At 67.6% G+C, this 16,592-nt stretch carries 15 protein-coding genes and 2 pseudogenes; 7 read left to right on the top strand and 10 right to left on the bottom strand.

What is annotated here, in order from left to right; translation table 11 throughout:
• Positions 1–123 precede the first annotated feature (123 nt).
• The gene (locus OG306_RS20925; RefSeq protein WP_266905939.1) at positions 124–1,212 is read left to right on the top strand and encodes a C40 family peptidase; all 1,089 of its coding nucleotides are present in this window, start codon (positions 124–126) and stop codon (positions 1,210–1,212) included.
• A gap of 424 nt (positions 1,213–1,636) precedes the next feature.
• Positions 1,637–3,040 carry a PP2C family protein-serine/threonine phosphatase gene (locus tag OG306_RS20920; protein WP_371665552.1) on the top strand — a complete coding sequence of 468 codons (1,404 nt, stop codon included), beginning with the start codon at positions 1,637–1,639 and terminating at the stop codon, positions 3,038–3,040.
• Here OG306_RS20920 and OG306_RS20915 read toward each other — a convergent pair.
• The 3 genes from OG306_RS20915 to OG306_RS20905 form a co-directional block, all read right to left on the bottom strand.
• Complete coding sequence (locus OG306_RS20915) at positions 3,022–3,354, bottom strand: DUF2516 family protein (RefSeq protein WP_266747601.1); 333 nt, start codon at positions 3,352–3,354, stop codon at positions 3,022–3,024. The genes OG306_RS20920 and OG306_RS20915 overlap by 19 nt on opposite strands.
• Before the next feature lie 123 nt (positions 3,355–3,477).
• On the bottom strand, positions 3,478–4,128 hold the full coding sequence (locus OG306_RS20910) for a hypothetical protein (protein ID WP_266747600.1): 651 nt from the start codon (positions 4,126–4,128) through the stop codon (positions 3,478–3,480).
• Between the two features lie 51 nt (positions 4,129–4,179).
• A complete protein-coding gene (locus tag OG306_RS20905) occupies positions 4,180–4,650 on the bottom strand; it encodes a helix-turn-helix domain-containing protein (protein ID WP_266747599.1) in 471 nt (156 codons plus the stop codon).
• 221 nt (positions 4,651–4,871) lie between these two features.
• Between OG306_RS20905 and OG306_RS20900 the strand changes: the two genes are divergently transcribed.
• On the top strand, positions 4,872–5,372 hold the full coding sequence (locus OG306_RS20900) for an NUDIX hydrolase (protein WP_266905941.1): 501 nt from the start codon (positions 4,872–4,874) through the stop codon (positions 5,370–5,372).
• 81 nt (positions 5,373–5,453) lie between these two features.
• Positions 5,454–6,050 carry a nucleotidyltransferase family protein gene (locus OG306_RS20895; RefSeq protein WP_266747597.1) on the top strand — a complete coding sequence of 199 codons (597 nt, stop codon included), beginning with the start codon at positions 5,454–5,456 and terminating at the stop codon, positions 6,048–6,050.
• A 17-nt stretch (positions 6,051–6,067) separates the two neighbouring features.
• On the opposite strand, the gene OG306_RS20890 is transcribed toward OG306_RS20895, so the two are convergent.
• The 4 genes from OG306_RS20890 to OG306_RS20875 form a co-directional block, all read right to left on the bottom strand.
• The gene (locus tag OG306_RS20890) at positions 6,068–7,267 is read right to left on the bottom strand and encodes a TniQ family protein (protein ID WP_371665551.1); all 1,200 of its coding nucleotides are present in this window, start codon (positions 7,265–7,267) and stop codon (positions 6,068–6,070) included.
• Between the two features lie 406 nt (positions 7,268–7,673).
• A complete protein-coding gene (locus OG306_RS20885; RefSeq protein WP_371665550.1) occupies positions 7,674–9,635 on the bottom strand; it encodes a transposase in 1,962 nt (653 codons plus the stop codon).
• The gene (locus OG306_RS20880; RefSeq protein ID WP_266747593.1) at positions 9,632–9,862 is read right to left on the bottom strand and encodes a hypothetical protein; all 231 of its coding nucleotides are present in this window, start codon (positions 9,860–9,862) and stop codon (positions 9,632–9,634) included. Before OG306_RS20880 ends, OG306_RS20885 begins: the two co-directional genes overlap by 4 nt.
• A complete protein-coding gene (locus tag OG306_RS20875) occupies positions 9,859–10,722 on the bottom strand; it encodes a TnsA-like heteromeric transposase endonuclease subunit (RefSeq protein WP_327258952.1) in 864 nt (287 codons plus the stop codon). The genes OG306_RS20880 and OG306_RS20875 overlap by 4 nt, the downstream gene beginning before the upstream one ends.
• 471 nt (positions 10,723–11,193) lie before the next feature.
• On the opposite strand from OG306_RS20875, the gene OG306_RS20870 reads away from it, so the two are divergent.
• The 3 genes from OG306_RS20870 to OG306_RS20860 all read left to right on the top strand — a co-directional run bounded on the left by OG306_RS20870 (position 11,194) and on the right by OG306_RS20860 (position 13,940).
• The gene (locus OG306_RS20870; RefSeq protein ID WP_266752338.1) at positions 11,194–11,664 is read left to right on the top strand and encodes a DIP1984 family protein; all 471 of its coding nucleotides are present in this window, start codon (positions 11,194–11,196) and stop codon (positions 11,662–11,664) included.
• Between the two features lie 529 nt (positions 11,665–12,193).
• A complete protein-coding gene (locus OG306_RS20865) occupies positions 12,194–12,718 on the top strand; it encodes an ATP-binding protein (RefSeq protein ID WP_266747591.1) in 525 nt (174 codons plus the stop codon).
• A 142-nt stretch (positions 12,719–12,860) separates the two neighbouring features.
• The gene (locus OG306_RS20860; RefSeq protein WP_266747590.1) at positions 12,861–13,940 is read left to right on the top strand and encodes a MerR family transcriptional regulator; all 1,080 of its coding nucleotides are present in this window, start codon (positions 12,861–12,863) and stop codon (positions 13,938–13,940) included.
• A gap of 386 nt (positions 13,941–14,326) precedes the next feature.
• Here OG306_RS20860 and OG306_RS20855 read toward each other — a convergent pair.
• From OG306_RS20855 to OG306_RS20845, 3 genes and pseudogenes are all read right to left on the bottom strand, one after another.
• Positions 14,327–14,593 (bottom strand): annotated as a pseudogene (locus OG306_RS20855) (SAM-dependent methyltransferase); the annotation flags it as partial.
• 18 nt (positions 14,594–14,611) lie between these two features.
• A complete protein-coding gene (locus tag OG306_RS20850) occupies positions 14,612–15,769 on the bottom strand; it encodes an IS30 family transposase (RefSeq protein ID WP_432762221.1) in 1,158 nt (385 codons plus the stop codon).
• A gap of 48 nt (positions 15,770–15,817) precedes the next feature.
• Positions 15,818–16,285 (bottom strand): annotated as a pseudogene (locus OG306_RS20845) (class I SAM-dependent methyltransferase); the annotation flags it as partial.
• Positions 16,286–16,592: the final 307 nt, after the last annotated feature.

The following is a 16,592-nucleotide window of genomic DNA, read 5'->3' as shown; positions in this document are numbered from 1 at the left end:
CTGTTCCTTTTCGGGACGGCATGGCACGATCTCGTCATCGACCAAAGTTACTGACGGTAAATCAGATTCAGTGGATCTACCGGTTCCATAGGTTTCATCGGGTTTGTTTCGGAGGGGGATCTCGTGAACCGACGTCACTGTGCCGCAGCCGCGATCACTCTGGCCTGCGCGCTGACCGTACTCACCGCGCCGGTCCAGGCATTCGCCGCGCCCGAGCCCCCGCCCCCCTCCGCCGCCGCGTCGCGGCCCCCTTCCGGGTCCGAGGCGACGAAGCCGAAGAAGACCCTCGAAGAGGTACGCAAGGAGATCGACGCCCTCTACCGCAAGGCCGGGGCGGCCACCGACGCGTACAACCTCGCCGAGGAGAAGGCCGAGAAGCAGTCCGGCGAGATCGTCAGGCTGGCCCGGGCCATAGTCGCGGGCCAGGCGAAGATCGCCGAACTCAAGAGCCAGGCGGGCGCCCAGGCCCGCGAGCAGTACCGCTCCGGCGGACTGCCGCCCGGCGCCCAGCTGATGCTCAGCGACGACCCGCAGCTGTTCCTGGACGGCGTGACCCGGGTCAGGGAGGGCCAGCAGGCCGCCCAGGGCGTCCTCGGCGAACTGACCAGGACCCAGCAGGACTTGGAGACGTACACCCAGGACGCGAGCATCAACTGGGAGAAGCTCGAAGCGAGCCGCCTCAAACAGGCCGAGGCCAAGAAGAAGATCAACGCGCAGATCGCCGCGGCGAAGAAGCTGGAATCCCAGCTGAAGAAGGAGGAGCGGGCCCGCCTGCTGAAGCTGGAGCAGGAGGCGGAGTACAAGCAGCAGACGGCCTGGCTCAGCTCCGGCGCCCTGAAGGACATCAACCGCGAGGCGAGCGCCGGCGGCAAGAAGGCGGTGGCCTTCGCGACCGCGCAGATCGGCAAGCCGTACGTCTGGGGGGCCGAGGGCCCCCGTTCGTACGACTGCTCGGGGCTGACGTCACAGGCCTGGGCGGCGGCGGGCCGGCCGATCCCGCGCACCTCGCAGGAGCAGTGGCGGCTGCTGCCGCACATCGCCGTCAAGGACATGCGCCCCGGCGACCTGATCATCTACCACGGCGACGCCAGCCACGTGGGCATGTACATCGGCGACGGGGCGATCGTCCACGCCCCCCGCCCCGGCCGCAACGTCACCCTGGCGGGCGCGGGCTCGATGCAGATCCTCGGAGTCGTACGCCCGGACAAGTAGGGAGACCGGCCGAATCCGCAGGCGCGTCCGGACGCGGGGACGCGGCCGGACGCGGGGACGCGGGCCGGACGCCGGGACGCGGACCGCGTCGGGCGCGGCCCGCGATCGAGGACGAAGCGCGCCCCGACACCCTGGCGAAACCTCTCCGACCCTCGTGGGAGTGACGCGCGCTCTCGTGGGAGTGACCCGCGCCACCGGCCCCCACCACCTCGCGTGACCTTTGTCATGCCCTGATATCCGGCTCCATGCCCGCGCATCTCGCCGGATCCGTGACCTGACGCGGCTTATGGCGGTGCATATGACAGAGGCCGATCGCGGAACGCCATTCCGTTCCCCCGCCGTGGAACGCTATCGTCCCCGTCTGGCGGGTCGTCGATCGTCGTTCCGCCGCGCCCTCGGGGGGAGGGAAGGAAACCCGAAACCGATGCCCGTACCCGTACCCGTACCGCAGCAACAACAGCACACCGTTCCCGCTGCGGAGACCTCCCACGGCGCCCACCTCACCCTCCTGGTGATCGAGGACGACCCGGCGGGCACGTTCACCGTTCCGGAGCTGCCGGCCGTGGCCGGCACGCGGGTCCGCATCCGCACCGCCCGCAACCTGACCGAGGCGGGCCGGCTCCTCACCGACGACGTGGACTGCATCCTGCTGGACCTGGCCCTGCCCACCGGCAACGAGACGCGCTCGACCGGGCCCGAAGGGGCCGAGGGCGCCGAGCGGGCCGACGGGCTCGCCACCCTCACGCACGTTCTGCGGATCGCCCCGCGACACGCCGTCCTCGCCCTCACGGCGGAGGACGACGCCGAACTGGGCGCCGAGGCGGTACGGGTCGGCGCCCAGGACTACCTCTTCCGCGGCGAACTCGACGGACTGCTCCTCAGCCGTGCCATCCGTTACGCCGTCGAACGCAAACGCGCCGACACCGCCCAGCACCAGCTCACCGAGTCCCGGCTGCGCGCCCAGGAGAACGCCCGTCTCGAACGCGGCCTGCTCCCCACCCCGCTGCTCGAAGGCTCCGATCTGCGCTTCGCGGCCCGCTACCGCCCCGGCCGCAGCCGCGCGCTGCTCGGCGGAGACTTCTACGACACGGTCCGTACGCCCGACGGCACCGTCCACGCGATGATCGGCGACGTCTGCGGGCACGGCCCCGACGAGGCGGCGCTCGGCGTGGAACTGCGCATAGCGTGGCGGGCGTTGACCCTGGCCGGGCTCTGCGGGGACGAACTGCTCTCCACGCTCCAGCAGGTCCTGGAGCACGAGCGGGAGAGCGAGGAGATCTTCGCGACGCTCTGCACCGTCGACATCGCGCCCGAGGGCAGGCGCGCCGGGCTCTGCCTGGCGGGCCACCCAGCCCCGCTGATCGCCCGGCGCGGACAGGCCGCGCGCCTTCTCCCGTACGAGGACGGCGGCCCGGCCCTCGGCCTGCTGCCGCGCGCCCGGTGGCCGCGCCGGCAGGTGGACCTCGGCGGCACCTGGAGCCTGATGATGTACACGGACGGATTGATCGAGGGGCGCGTGGGACCGGACGGTACTCAGCGGCTCGGCCAGGACGGCATGGTCGCGATGATCAACCGCCGGCTGGCGGAGGGGTTCACCGGCGAGGGCCTCCTGGAGGCTGCGGTCACCGAGGCGCGGGAGCTGAACGGCGGCGAGCTGACCGACGACGTCGCGGTCCTGCTGCTCGACCGCGACCAGGAGCACAGCCGCCGGTGGGGCGCGAACGGCGAACGGGGCCGGAGCATCCCGCGCCCCCGCCCCGAACCGACACCACCCACGCCCTCCGCGGGCGCCACAACCGCCGCGAGCGGTCAACGCCCGCCGTTGTAGGGACCGTACGGCCCGTCGCTGCTGGAGCCACCGCGCCGGCCACCGCCCGAGACCGCCTGCAACGCGGGTCGCACGTCCACCAGGAAGACGATGGACGCGACGGCTCCGGCAAGCTGCAGGAACAGCATCGGGACGAAGAGATTCACGGCTACGGTGATGCCGAGGATGATCAGCCAGAAGGACTTCTTCTGCTTGTCCGCGGCCCGGTAGGCGTCCTCACGGGCCGTGGCAGCCATGATCAGCGCGACCACGGCCAGGACGAGCATGCCCATGTAGAGCAGCCAGACGAGTGTGCTGAATCCTGTGAGCAACATGGTGTGCACCGCCTAATAAGTGGATGAGCGCCTCGCGGCCAAGGTACCGGGACAACGAGCCGGGCACCCCGAAAGGTGCCCATCCCGTGCCCCGGTACACCGTCCGGCCGGGGCGTCGAGGTCCTACTTCGCGGTCGGCGGAGTGGTCTTCTTCGCGGTGGGCTTGCGCACGGGCTCCTTCTTGGCGGGCGCGGCCTGAGCCTTGCTCTCCGGCCGGACGGCCTTCGGGGCGGGCGCGGCCTTGGCCGGACCGGGCTTCGCGGCCGGACCGGGCTTGGCGGCCGGCTGCGTCTTCGCGGTGCCCGTCGGCCGTGACTCCTTGCGCGGCTCGACGACGACGGCGATCTCGACGATCTCGTCGGCCGTCTCGCCACGCCAGTTCTTCACGGTCTGCTCACCGCGCTCGGCGACCTTCTCGTACGTCTCCCGGGCCCGCACCGCGTACTCCGCGGCCACGCCCAGGCCCCGCAGCGCCAGGTCCTGGGCGTTCTCGCCCAGCTTCCGCAGGTCACTGTCGAACGACCCGATCACCTCGGTGACCTTGGCCTGCACGGTGGCCTGCGCCTCCTTGGCCTGCGAGGCGACCTTCTCCTGCACGGCCTTGGGGTCGGTGTTGCGTACCGCCTCGATACGCTCCGGCGCCTCCGCGCGCAGCTGCTCGATCAGAGCCGGAACCTTGCGCGCCTGCTCGACGGCGATGTCGGCCGTACCGGCGGCGAAGTAGAGGGGGGTCGGGTCGGTGAGGGTCTTGCGCAGGTCATCGGTGATGGCCATGACTGTGGTCCTCCCGGATCATCAGACTCAGTGTGAGGGTTTTGAAGACTTTCAAGGCTTGGAAGCCGCGTCGGCATCGCTGCCGCCGGCCCTGTGGGGGCCGTCGGCACCAGCACCCGCTCCGGACCCGCCGCCGGTCTCCGATCCGGCTCCGACGCCGGATTCCGGTCCGGGCTCGAACCCGTTCTCCTTGCGAAAGGACTCGTAGATCTGCAGCAGAACGCTCTTCTGCCGCTCGTTTATGGACGGGTCGGCCAGAATCACCGCCCGCGTCTCCAGCTCCTCCCGCTCCCGCTCATCCAGAATCCCGGCCCGCACGTAGAGGGTTTCGGCGGAGATCCGCAGCGCCTTGGCGACCTGCTGCAACACCTCGGCGCTCGGCTTGCGCAGCCCGCGCTCGATCTGGCTGAGGTAGGGATTGGACACCCCCGCGGCATCGGCGAGCTGCCGCAGCGACAGCTGCGCGTTGCGCCGCTGCTCGCGCAGGTATTCACCGAGATTGCCGACGTTGAGTGATGCCATACCTCGATAATGCCCCCGCCCTGCTAACTATTGCAAGCACCCGCTTGCAATAGTGCACCACACCACCCACACGGCCCTCTGAGCCTGAGCACGATAGGTGTCGTATTTGCAGGACAACTGTCGTCATCCGCGTGCGGCCTCCTGGTGCAGATGCTTTTGGGCCAGCCTCCGCGAGTCGCCGAGAAACGGCGTTGTCGGTGGGCTCTGCCAGGGTGTGCGTCATGGATGAATTGGTGGAGCGTGTCGACGGTCAAGATCGCGTGCTGGGGGTGGTCAGCCGTCGGGAGGCCATCCGGAAGGGTTGGCTGCATCGGGTCGCCGTGACGGTGTGTCGTGATGATCGTGGCCGGATCCTCGTCCACCGGCGGTCGGAGCAGGTATCGCGCTTCCCCGGGCTCTATGAGGTCGGGGTCGGTGGCGCCGCAAATGTCGGCGAGTCCTATAAACAGGCCGCCGCGCGGGAGCTGGCCGAAGAGCTGGGCATTCGTGCGCTGCCGCGCCTGCTGTTCACGTTCATCAACCGCAGCGGCTTGAGCCCTCACTGGCTCGGCGTGCACGAAGCCGTGGTGCCGGATGCCGTGGTCCCCGATCCCGATGAGGTCGCCTGGCATGGCTGGCTGACCGAGCCGGAGCTGCGGTCGGCTTTGCTGGAGTGGCGCTTCACCCCCGACAGCCACGAAGCCTTCAGCCGGTATCTCGCGTTCCGGACCTCGCAGTCCTGACCTCTCTCGCCTCTCGGGCTGGGATGCCTGCTTGCGGCCAACGCGCCTTGTGAGAGGGGATGTTCGTGATAGGGAGTACGGATGTTTGGTCGACTCCCTCTCGTTGAGCAGCTCGATGGCTTGCGGTCCGTGCTCTCCCGGAACGAGGTCCTGACCGACGTGATGACCAGGGCGGCGACGTTGGAGCTGCCCGGCTGGTATGTGACGGCGGGGTGCCTGTTCCAGACGGTGTGGAACGTGGTCACCGGCAGGCCCCCGACCAGCGGCATCAAGGACTACGACATCTTCTACTTCGACGACACCGATCTGTCCTGGGAGGCGGAGGATGCCGTGATCAAGGCGGGGCAGGAGGTGTTCGCCGGTCTGCCGGCCGAGGTGGAGATCCGTAATGAGGCCCGTGTCCATCTCTGGTACGAGCAGAAATTCGGCGTGCCCTGTCCCCCGCACGACTCCACCGAGGCTGCGATCGATTCGTTCGCCGCGACGACGTTCTGTCTGGGGGTGCGGCTGGAGCTCGACGGTGAGTGGCGCGTCTATGCGCCCCACGGGCTGTCCGACGTGTTCAACCTCGTGGTCCGGCCCAACCCGGTGCTTGCCCCGCGGGAGGTCTATGAGGCCAAGGCGGTGCGCTGGAAGGACGAGTGGCCGGAGCTCACTGTGATGCCGTGGCCGAGCTGACGCTCGGGTGCGAGTGGTCATGCGGCGAGTTCCTCTCCGGCGGGCCAGTTGTCCTTGACGGCGGCCCGCAAGGGCTGCGAGATCCATGCGGGGCGTCGCAGGTAGGTGCTGAGCGCGCGGTCGGCGTCGCGAAGGTGCTGGACGAGCGGGGCCAGACGCTGTCGCGCTTCGTGTGGGTCGGGGGCTTGAAGGAGCTGGGAGGCGATGTCCAGGACGGCGCCGGTGGCCAGGGAGTCCATGGGCGGCGCGGCGTAGGGCTTAGAGGTCTTCTTCTTGCCCGAGGTGTTGATCAGGGGCTCGGCCTGCGCGACGCGAGAGGTGTACTCCGCGTCGAGGGCAGCGGTCAAGCGGGGCGTGCTGGCGTACTCGCTGGCCGCGGGCCAGGTCCGGAAGATCATGGCGACTGTGGCTCGCAGGTCGGCGAAGTAGTGGGCGACGGGGACCGGTGAGCCGGCGCTCATCGCTGTTGGGGGGCCGCTTGCGGTGAGCAGGTCCATGAGCTGCTGCTGGACTCGTAGGAGCACGCTCATGGTGGCTGTGTCGGGGGCGGGGTGTGGATCAGGCCGGGTGAGGTCGGCTGCGCAGGCTGTTTCGGGCTGTTGCAGTGGTACCGGTCGCGGGGTGAAGCGGCACTGTGTTGGGTGGAGTGTGTCGTCGGTCAGGCGCGCGATGGCGCTTGCCGTTCGGACGGACTGGGCGGGCGTTTTGCATCCGGGGCATTCGCGCTGAAGGAGGCGTCGATGCCGCAGGCAGAGAAACGCCACGGGGAGGCGCCAGATCCGCTTCCAGGCACCGCCGTGAAGTGCCTGAATAGAGTCTCCGTCGCCTGCGAGGCAGAGCGGGCAGTAGCGGGTGGAGCGGGTCAGGATCCATGGGTTGTCGTAGATCATCCGCCCTGGTGTGCTCCGTGGGGTAAGCGCGGAGTTCAACGGTCCGTATCGCTTCCCGAGCGGGGCGAGGAGCAATCCTTCGACTTCGCCAGGAGTGAGGTGGGTCGTGTGCGCGAAGTCGGTGAGGTGTCCCCCGCTGAGGTGGTGCAGGAAGCCGAGAGGCAGACGGGTGGGCAGGCCCGGTCGGCCTTGAGGTGCCAGGCCAGTGCGGACGGCGATCTCGCCGGGTGTCGTGCCCAGTCGGTGGGCGAGTCGCAGGACGAATCCGGTGAGGGTCTCGTCGGCCAGGGGATCAAGGCTGCGGGGCAGCGGCCGCTTGTGGTTCACTTCTCGGCTCCTGCTGCCTGCGGAGGGCGGTGGGGGAGGTCGACGGCAGCGCGAGGTGACAGGGGGCCGAAGGAACGGCGCAGGCCCGGCGAGATTCCGGGCGCCTTTCCAATTCTCGCGCTGACGCCAGGGTGTATCTGTGCCGACCGTTGATAGATCTCCGTGAGAGCCGATCGGTCCCCGGAACCGTCGGCGGCGCTCAACAAGCGTTCAGCGATCCCCAGAACGGCCCCGACGGCCAGCGGCCGCGAGGGAGGCTCATGGAAGAAGTCACCAATGGGCCCATGTTTCACCCGTTTTCGCTGGTCCCAGACGCGTAGCCGACGGCGTTTGGCTTCACCGCCGACCGCCCTCGCCAGGGTCTCGGTGATCGCCAGAGGACGCGCCTGGGGCCAGGAGATGAAGATCAGCGCGGTGACGGCACGCAGGTCCATGAAGTACTGAGCAACCGGAACGAGTTCCCCGCAACTCGCGGTCTCATCGGGCTCGTTGTCGGACAGCTGGCAATCGATGCGCCTCTGGAGGGCGAGGCTGGCGTACCAACGGCCGCCACGTGTGCTTCCTCGCCCGGCTGCTTCGGAACCTGCGGACGATCAGCGGCCGCTGCCCGAGCCTGTGTGATCTCCCGAGCGTGCTGGATCCGCTGGGACTTGGTCATCTGCGACGGCCAGCCCTCAACGGGATCGACGGCTCCGATCATCTCCAGGAGGACTGGGAGGAGATCGGTATCAGAGCGCGGCTTCAGACCGGCCTGGCGCACCCGTGTCAGGAGCTCTTCCACGCGGGCGTCACCGAAGGCGGGAACGTCGTCTTCGGACGGCAGGCCCGTCCAGCGCAGGGTGTGCCACTCGTGCGATTCGGGATCTTGGAAGAACACCACGCGCCGGTCACGGGGTTCGCGGTGGATGACCCACTGCTGCTTGTACCGGCCGCCCCGCGTGGAGTGCCGGTCGGGGTCGCGCAGGATCTCGGCGTCGTACCAAAGTCCCTTGATCTTCACGCCCCGCCGGTAGATGCGCTTCACGTGGTGCTCGGGCAGGAAGCGGTAGTACGTCTCCGGCGACGGAATGTCCATCGCGAAGCCCTCCTGAGCGAAGGAGGCCGCGAACAGGCTGTTGGGGCTGTGGTCGCCGCCCGGGTCCCAGCAGGGTGCGAACTCCCCCAGCCTGCGGTTCTGCCACACCTTCACGACCCAGGTCGCAACCAAGTGCTCCATCTCGCTCAAGGTCAGCACCGCGTCGCCCTCCGGGTCGGCGCCGCGATCGGCAACGTCGATCCCCGTGTAACCGGCCAGCTTCTCGAACAGCAGCGAACGAGCACTGCCGAACACACGTTCCACCGCCTGCTTGTCAGTAGGGCGCAAGACGCGGGCCGGCAGAATTCGGCAGCCCATCGCCTCCTGGACATCCACGAGATGGTGGTTGCGATAGACGGAGCCGTGGTCGGAGGTGACCGTCTCCGGGGTGAAGAACGGCAGGGCAGCCACTTTGTGCCCGGCGAACTCCGCGACCACTGCGGCCGGCAGGCCCGGATAGGGCCACTCCATCTCGTCGTCCCATTCCGACCGCATCGGCAGCGGCAGCATGACGTCCCGCAACACCATCGCCACGTCCACCGAGGAGTCGGACACGAGCGTGAGCCGGAATGCACAGATCGAATGGGTATAGACATCCAAGGCCAGGGTCAGGTGAACGGTCACCGGGTCGCCGAAGACGTTCTCGCGGACCATCACCGGCAAAATCGTGGTGTCCAGGGCGACGACCTGTCCGGGCCGGGTCACCACCACATGCCCGTTCTTGGTGGGCAGTTCGGCCGACCGGTCGTAGCGCGGCCGGGCCCCGCCCGGCCCGAACCACTCCTTCCAGATCCGAAGCAGTGTGTGGTAACTCGGGATCTCGATCTCCTCCTCCGGGAAAGTCTCCCGGAGGTAGCGGTGGATCACGTTCTCCCGGGTGCGTCCACTCACCCTGGAGCGGTGGTGGCGCGTCTCCTCCCTGACCGCCAGGATCGCCTCACGGACCCCCTCACCGACGCTCGGATGGCCCCCGCTCTCCCGCAGCCAGCGGTGATCGGCGCAGCCGACCATCCCGTACTTCCTGCGCCGGCGTTCCCACCGCTCCAGCGTGCGCACCCCGACGTGAGCAACGCCCAGCAGCAGCTTGGCCTCCTGGGGGCGCAGGGCCGCCAGTTCAGCGGCCTTCGCCGCCCGGCGCGCGGTCAGCGTCGTGCGGTCCGGGTCGTACTCGGGTCGCGGTTCACCCGGCGCGGGCCGCATCGGATCGCCGCTGCGGTAGCCGCACTTCACCTCCATGAGGTGCTCGAAACGCTGTTCCACCTGCGGGCGTTTCTCCGGTTTGACGTCACTCACGTAGCCGGCTGACGCCCTCGGTTGCCCCCCTCCGCGGCCGTGCGCGACGACGGACGGCACCTCGGATGGTTGACCAGGAAGCGGAAGGTCACCCGCTGCCTGCCACCGTCCGGCCGCACCAGCTGCACCCGGCCCAGATGCGGTTCCTGCCGCTCGACCCGCCACTCCACGTCATCCAGCACGATGCCGGCTCCGGGTGAAAGGTCCAGCGCGGCCAACGCGTTCACGAAGCACCTCCCGCCAGCACCACTCGTGAGCTGTCCGTCAGCGGCTGAGAGAGATCGACACCGAGGCGGCGGTGCCACAACAGGTGCAGCAGGTGAGCGCGGGCCACCGGCCAGTACGTCTCCGTCAGGGCCAACTCCCCGAACGGCAGTCCCGCTTGGGCATGGGCAAGCAGGCCAGGCTGGACACCGAGCACGTCAAGGAGCGGCCGGCGACGTGCATACATCGCGCTGAGCGTGGACTTCACATGAGGACGCCACTCGGCCGCCACCACGTAGTGCCACCCACAGATCAACGCCACCTCGGCAGCCGCAGCGAAGCTCTCAAAATCTTCCGGCTCGATGAGCTTCCTGGGCCGCACGTCGATCAGCCAGACCCCCGCCTTCGTGACCGCGAAGAAGTCCGGCGTGTGCTTGCGCCACTTCTCCTGCGTACGGAACCGGATGCACAACGGCTGCGACAGCACCTCGACCAGATCACCAGCAAAGTCCAGGGCCACCAGCAGCTGGTCCTCCTCCAGGCTCTCAAACCCGTGAAGGCGCCCCGTCGCCAGCAGCGGCTCCAGACCGGGCCGGTGCCGCTGGTCGCGCCGCCAGGTGAACCCCCGCATCGGCGCACGGCCCGTCACCGGCGCCTGCCCCAGATGCCGCACCGGCCCCGTCACGTCGTCCCCGGCGTACTTCCACGTCGCCGTCCACCGGTCCACCCAGCCGTCCGACACATCCAGGCCAGCCCGACCGGCGTCCACCGAGACCGGTATGAGCAGGTCCTCCCACGTACACCGGTGGGACCACACCGGCCCGGCGCTGTACGACGCACTATCCCCGGCGTACGGGGCGGCGATGCCTTGCAGATCAGTCATGTACCCAGACAAACGGCACCCCCTTCCCGGGAGTCGGTGATCTTCGGAGTTGGCGACAACTTGCTTGCAATAAGTGCGGTACATGCCAAGAACGATGCGAATCTGACGACAGTTGTCGTGCTCAGCGGTCCAGAAACCTCCTGGTCAGGGTGCCGGGTTGACGACAACTAGCTCGCTCCGTCTCAGCCCTCTGTGACTTCCAGCGTTAGGTGTCACCTTCCAGGGCTTGTTGTCACCGGCAGCCGCGCGGGCGGCATGGGGTTCGACATAGGTGATGTCCTGTCGCGCGGGAACTGTCGGATTCCCACTCGTTCTCGTTCGCGCTGTCGGGTTCTCCTTCGTGGCGCTCTGAGCGGCTGTCCGCTATCACCCAGCGGCTGGTCAGGGCTCCGGCGGATCAAAATCCAGGTGCGTATGAGCCGGTTCGCACTCGTATACTCGTGCGACCTCATGGAGGGGGAGGCGGAGACAGTGAAGCTTGCTGAGGCACTGGCAGAACGTGCGGAGGCGACGCGCCGTGTAGAACAACTGCGAGCGCGTGTCGTCAGCAGTGCGCGGTACCAGGAAGGGGAGACACCCGCCGAGGATGCAGCTCAGCTGTTGGCTGAGGCCGGTGAGGTGCTGGACGCTCTGGAAACGTTGATCCGGCGGATCAACCGCACCAATGCCAACGTGGAGATGGGTCCGGACGGCACGCTCACCGATGCCCTCGCACGCCGGGATGTCCTGCGGTTGCGTCACTCTGTGGTCACCGCGGCGGCGGACGCGGCGGCGGGTAAGGGCGAGCGGGGATACGGCCGGCAGCTTCGGTCCGAGCTGATGATGCTTTCCGCGCTTCCGGTCGCAGAACTACGCGGTCAGGCGGATGCGCTCGCCCGGGAGATCCGCGAGGTCGATGTGCGGATCCAGCGTACGAACTGGGAGGTCGATCTGCTGGACTGAGTAGTCCAGCAAGCTGGGACGATGTGGAGCAGGTAGCAGCTTCGGAGGCGTGCACACACCGAGGGCTGGCGGTTTTCCAGCCCACTCCTGGCGCGTGAAGAGCAACGCGGGGGTTCGACTCCCCTTATAACAGTGCAGCTCAGCACCGCGTACAGGTAACAGTGCACATCGCACAGCACATCACCACGTGCAGATCCAGGCTGCGAGGGCGGGTTCGGGGCTTTCCACATCGCAGCACCATGGGGAACAACGATCTCCGGCAGACGCTGTTGGCGATTTTGGTGGTGCTCCTGCATCTGTCGCGAACGAGACTTCCGCGATAGCCGGGTCGTTTGAGAACGCTGGTCACCGGCGGTCTCAAACGACCTGGCAACCGCGCAGGTCAGCAGCCCACCACACGCCAGACACAGTGCGACAGGACAGGTGACCTTGATCTTGGTTGTTGGCGCCACCCCGAGAAGCGCCGAAGCCGTTCCGGATTTCTGCTGCGCCCGTTCCCGCGGCCCGCACAGCGCTAGCGTGGGCTCCCATGATCGTATGGCTAAACGGCACTCACGGCGCGGGCAAGACGACGACCAGTGCGTTCGTGCAGCAGCTGATCCCAGATTCACGGGTGTTCGACGCCGAGAAGGTCGGTGAGACACTCATGGACATCAAGCCGGGGCTGCCCTGGACGGGCAACTTCCAGGACTGGCCGCCGTGGCGGCCGCTCGTGGTCGAGACCGCCCGCCGCGTACTCGACTACACCGGCGGCACCCTGGTGATGCCCATGACCGTCCTGGTCGAGCAGTACTGGCGCGAGATCAGCTCGGGCCTTGCCGAGCATGCCATTCCAGTCCGGCACTTCGTCCTCCATGCCGACCAGGACACCCTCCGCGCGCGCATCGCGGGCGACACTGTTCTTGGCCCCAACTCCCCCTTCCGTCTCCAATACCTTGAGCCCTACGCCGAGGCGGCACGCACATGGCTGCACGGCGAGGCCGAGGTCGTCGACACCACGCACCTCACGCCCGCCCAGGCCGCCCTGCAGATCGCGGAGGCCGTCAAGAGTTGAGGTCCGCCCAACAAAGCCAGGCACCCCTACGCGGGCCTACCAGTCCTGCGGCCGAAGCGAAAACACTGCTTGACCTTCACCCCGGGGGAAGCCACAGCATCGGTGGGGCCGGGCGATGTGCTCGGCATGAGGAGGAGCGAACATGGGGTTGCTGACCATCGGGACGTTCGCGAAGGCGTCCCGCCTGTCACCGAAGGCGCTGCGTCTTTACGACGAGCTCGGACTGCTGACCCCCGCTCGCGTCGACCCGGTGAGCGGCTATCGCCTCTACACACCGGAACAACTGGACCACGCCCGGCTGGTCGCCTGGCTCAGGCGCCTAGGGATGCCCCTGGCCCGCATCCAGCACGTCTGCACGCTGGAGTCAGCCGCGGCGGCACAGGAGATCCGCGCGTTCTGGGCCCAGGTCGAGGCCGACACCGCCGCGCGGCGGGACCTCGCTTCCTTCCTCATCGACCATCTTTCCTGGAAGGACCCCGCTATGTCTCCGATCACCAAACCCCTGGGAATCCGTTACGCCGCCCTTTCCGACACGGGCCTGGTCCGCGAGAGCAACCAGGACACCGCCTACGCCGGGTCACGCCTGCTCGCCGTCGCCGACGGCTTCGGCAGCGGAGGAGCCCCCGCGAGCGCTGCCGCCGTCGACGCCCTCAAGCATCTCGAAACGGACAGCATCCCGGCGGGCAATCTCCTCAACGTCCTCGAAAACGCCATCGAGCAGGCCAAGCAGGCCGTCAACGGCGTCGCCGGATCCGGCTCGTCATCCGAAGGGGCCGGCACCACACTCACTGCGATGCTCTGGACCGGATCGCAACTGGCCCTCGTCCACATCGGCGACTCCCGCGTCCACCTCCTGCGCGACGGAGAGCTGTTCCAGATCACGCACGACCACACCTTGGTGCAGTCGATGGTCGACGAAGGACGCCTCACCCCGGGGGAAGCCGCCTCTCATCCCCAGCGGTCGCTGTTGATACGAGCCCTGGGTCAAGGAGCCGATGTCATCCCCGACATGCGCCTTCACGACGCGCAGCAGGGAGACCGATACCTGCTCTGCTCCGACGGCCTGTCGACCGTCGTGCCGACCGAAGAAATCCGACGGGTGCTCTCCGATGTCAGGGAGCCTGAGCGGGCCGTCCGCGAACTCATCGCCCTCGCCAACGGCTCCGGCGGCCCCGACAACATCAGCTGCGTGGTCGCCGACGTCGTGGAGCTCCAGCAGTAGGAACGAGCGGCATGCACTTCGAGTTGCCCCAGATCCGCTCTCAGGAACTCATCCGCGAAGTCGACGAATACCGTCTCGTCCAACAGGCCAAGGGACCCGAGCCGGCTCCCCGAGGTAGGGCAGCCAGCACCTCGCAACCGACTCCACGTCGTCTGCTGGCCCGGCTCCGCGGATGAACGCTCACGCTGCCTACGGTTGAGCGGGACACCAACCACCGATCCGTCCCACTGAACCGTAGGCAGCGCAGGTCAGAGCATCACCCTGCCCACAGTTATCTGGGACAGGACACGTCCGTTCCCAGTGCTTGTGAGAGTTTCCCGCTGGATCTGCTCCGCGAAGTGATCGAGTCCCGATCAATCTGCCCGGCGAGGCTTCTGTGGGTTGGCCTACAGCCGTCGCGCGACGAAGACGAACTCCTTGCCGGGTCTGTCGGGCGCGTCGCGAACGCCCTCCACCTCATAGCCCTGCGTGATCAGCTCCGTCTCGACTTCCTGCCGCTCACGGAAGCGCAAGGTGGAGTCCGACGTGAGTACCTGCCCGTCGGCAGCGAACACGTAGGTCCAGCGGAACGTCACCAGCGGCTCGCTCACCTCGATCACCTGGACCCAGCTTTCGACGGAGCCGACATCCGGGATCTCCGTCACACGGCGGTTTCTAGCGGTGATTGCGAATCACGGAAACTGTGATGCTATGCCCCAGTCTTGCATGACCTCGGACGGAGTACGGTCTCCCAGGACCATTCGGGGGCGCTCGTTGAGCTGACGGGCCACGGCCGTCAGGTTGCGCAGGGAGTGGACCGTAAGGTCGGTGCCCTTGGGGAAGTACTGCCGCAGCAGCCCGTTGATGTTCTCGTTGGTGCCGCGCTGCCAGGGAGAATGAGGATCGCAGAAATAGATCCGGAAGCCGGAGAGGGCCTCTATCTCTTCATGGAGGACGAGCTCGCGCCCCTGGTCCCAGGTCAGGGTCCGCCGCAACGCTCGTGGCAGATCGGCGGTCTGCGAGACCAGGGCGTCGCGCATCGGCTGGGCCTTCCAGCCGTGCGGCAGGTGGATCAGGCGAACGAAGCGGGTCGTGCGGTCGACGAGGGTGCCTATAGCGGACCGCTGAGCGCGTCCGATGATGAGGTCTCCCTCCCAATCGCCGGGCGTTTCACGATCGTTGACCGTGGCGGGTCGGTCATGGACGAGCGTCATGTTCTTGATCTTGTTGGGTGAGACGACGCCACGGCGTTGCCGCTTGCGGCGGGTGCGTCCGGTGCGCAGTCGGCCCTCACGCTTGCCCAGAAGGCCAGCGAACAGGCCACGGTAGATCGTCTCCGGACAGGCCCGCATGCGAGGGTTGTTCGGGTGCTCGCGTGCGAGGTGTCGAGCAATCTGCTGCGGGGACCACTTCTCGTCGAGCTTCTCGCGCACTGCCGCGCGCAGGGGTCCGTGGTCGCGGAGTTTCTCTTCTTTGGGGCGTTGGCGACGCAGGAGCGCCTGGTTGTGTGCCCACCAGGGTTCGTACTCCCCGTTCTCCTTCCGGCCGCGTCCAATCTCCCGGTAGACCGTCGAAACGCTCTTGCCGATCTCGGCGGCGATGACGACCGGGCTCCGCCCGGCGCGCAGACCGTCGGCGATGGCGATCCGGTCGTCCTGGGTCAGGAAGCGTGGCGAGATGGGAGGGTCAGGAATGATCATGCTTCCAGCATCGATGAACCAGTTGGACCCGCAGCTCACCGATACGCCCACTTGGCGGGCGGCCGCTGCCCCCTTCAGGCCCTTGCGCCGCAGCTCGAAGTACCGCCGTCTGGCCGACGACGGCATGCGATTGGCTCCTCCACGAGGCATGCGAACCATCTCCCCTTGGATGTTCGCAACCACCGATCGAATTCAAGCACGATATGAGGCCTCGCGATTCCACTCTTCCCAAGCGCGTCTGGCTGGATCACGGGTCTCGAACACCAGACGGCCGCCAGGCTGTAGTGCTTGGTACGCGCCGCGCAGGGTCTCCCGCCATGCCTGCGGATCGAGGATCTGCTGGGCGGCGTTCGCAGTCATGGTTGCCAGGTCCACCCGCATCGGCGGGAGTGTGGCGGCATCGCCACAGATCCAGCGCACTCGCCCGCTGCCCGGTTTGGCTCGGGCCACGTCGATGGACGCCTGGGCGGGATCGACGCCGACGACCTCGATCTCGCGTTCAGCCAACAGAAGCGCGAACACGCCTGTCCCACAGCCGATGTCCAGTACCTGACGTGCCCCGAACTCCTCCGTCATCTGGATGTACGCGTCGAGATCGCTGCGATCGGGGTCGAGTGGGTCATAGATCGCGGCGAGCCGTGGATGCCCGAAACATTCGTCAGCCATGCGGCCGAACGTATGGGCTGCTGAGCTTGAACGCCTGCTCATTTTCGCCGTATGCCAGCGGTGTTCGATCAACCGGATGAGGGGTTTGGTCCCATTCTTTCTTCTCGGTCCCGCCGCTTCTGCACAGTGGTTCATATGGGGGAACAAGGAACAGCACAGCAGGCGTTGCCAGCCGTGGACCAGTTCGAGGCCGGTTGGCGGGATGACGAGGGTGAGCATCGGCGGCCGTTGGCGGATGTGGTCTCGGTGGAGTTCGAGGCAGGGCTGCCGGTGCGGGGGTTTCCGTCGTATCGCGGGCAGCGGCATT

The organism is Streptomyces sp. NBC_01241, assembly GCF_041435435.1.
In the GTDB taxonomy this organism is placed as follows: domain Bacteria; phylum Actinomycetota; class Actinomycetes; order Streptomycetales; family Streptomycetaceae; genus Streptomyces.
This window is presented reverse-complemented; position numbering and strand designations above follow the sequence as displayed.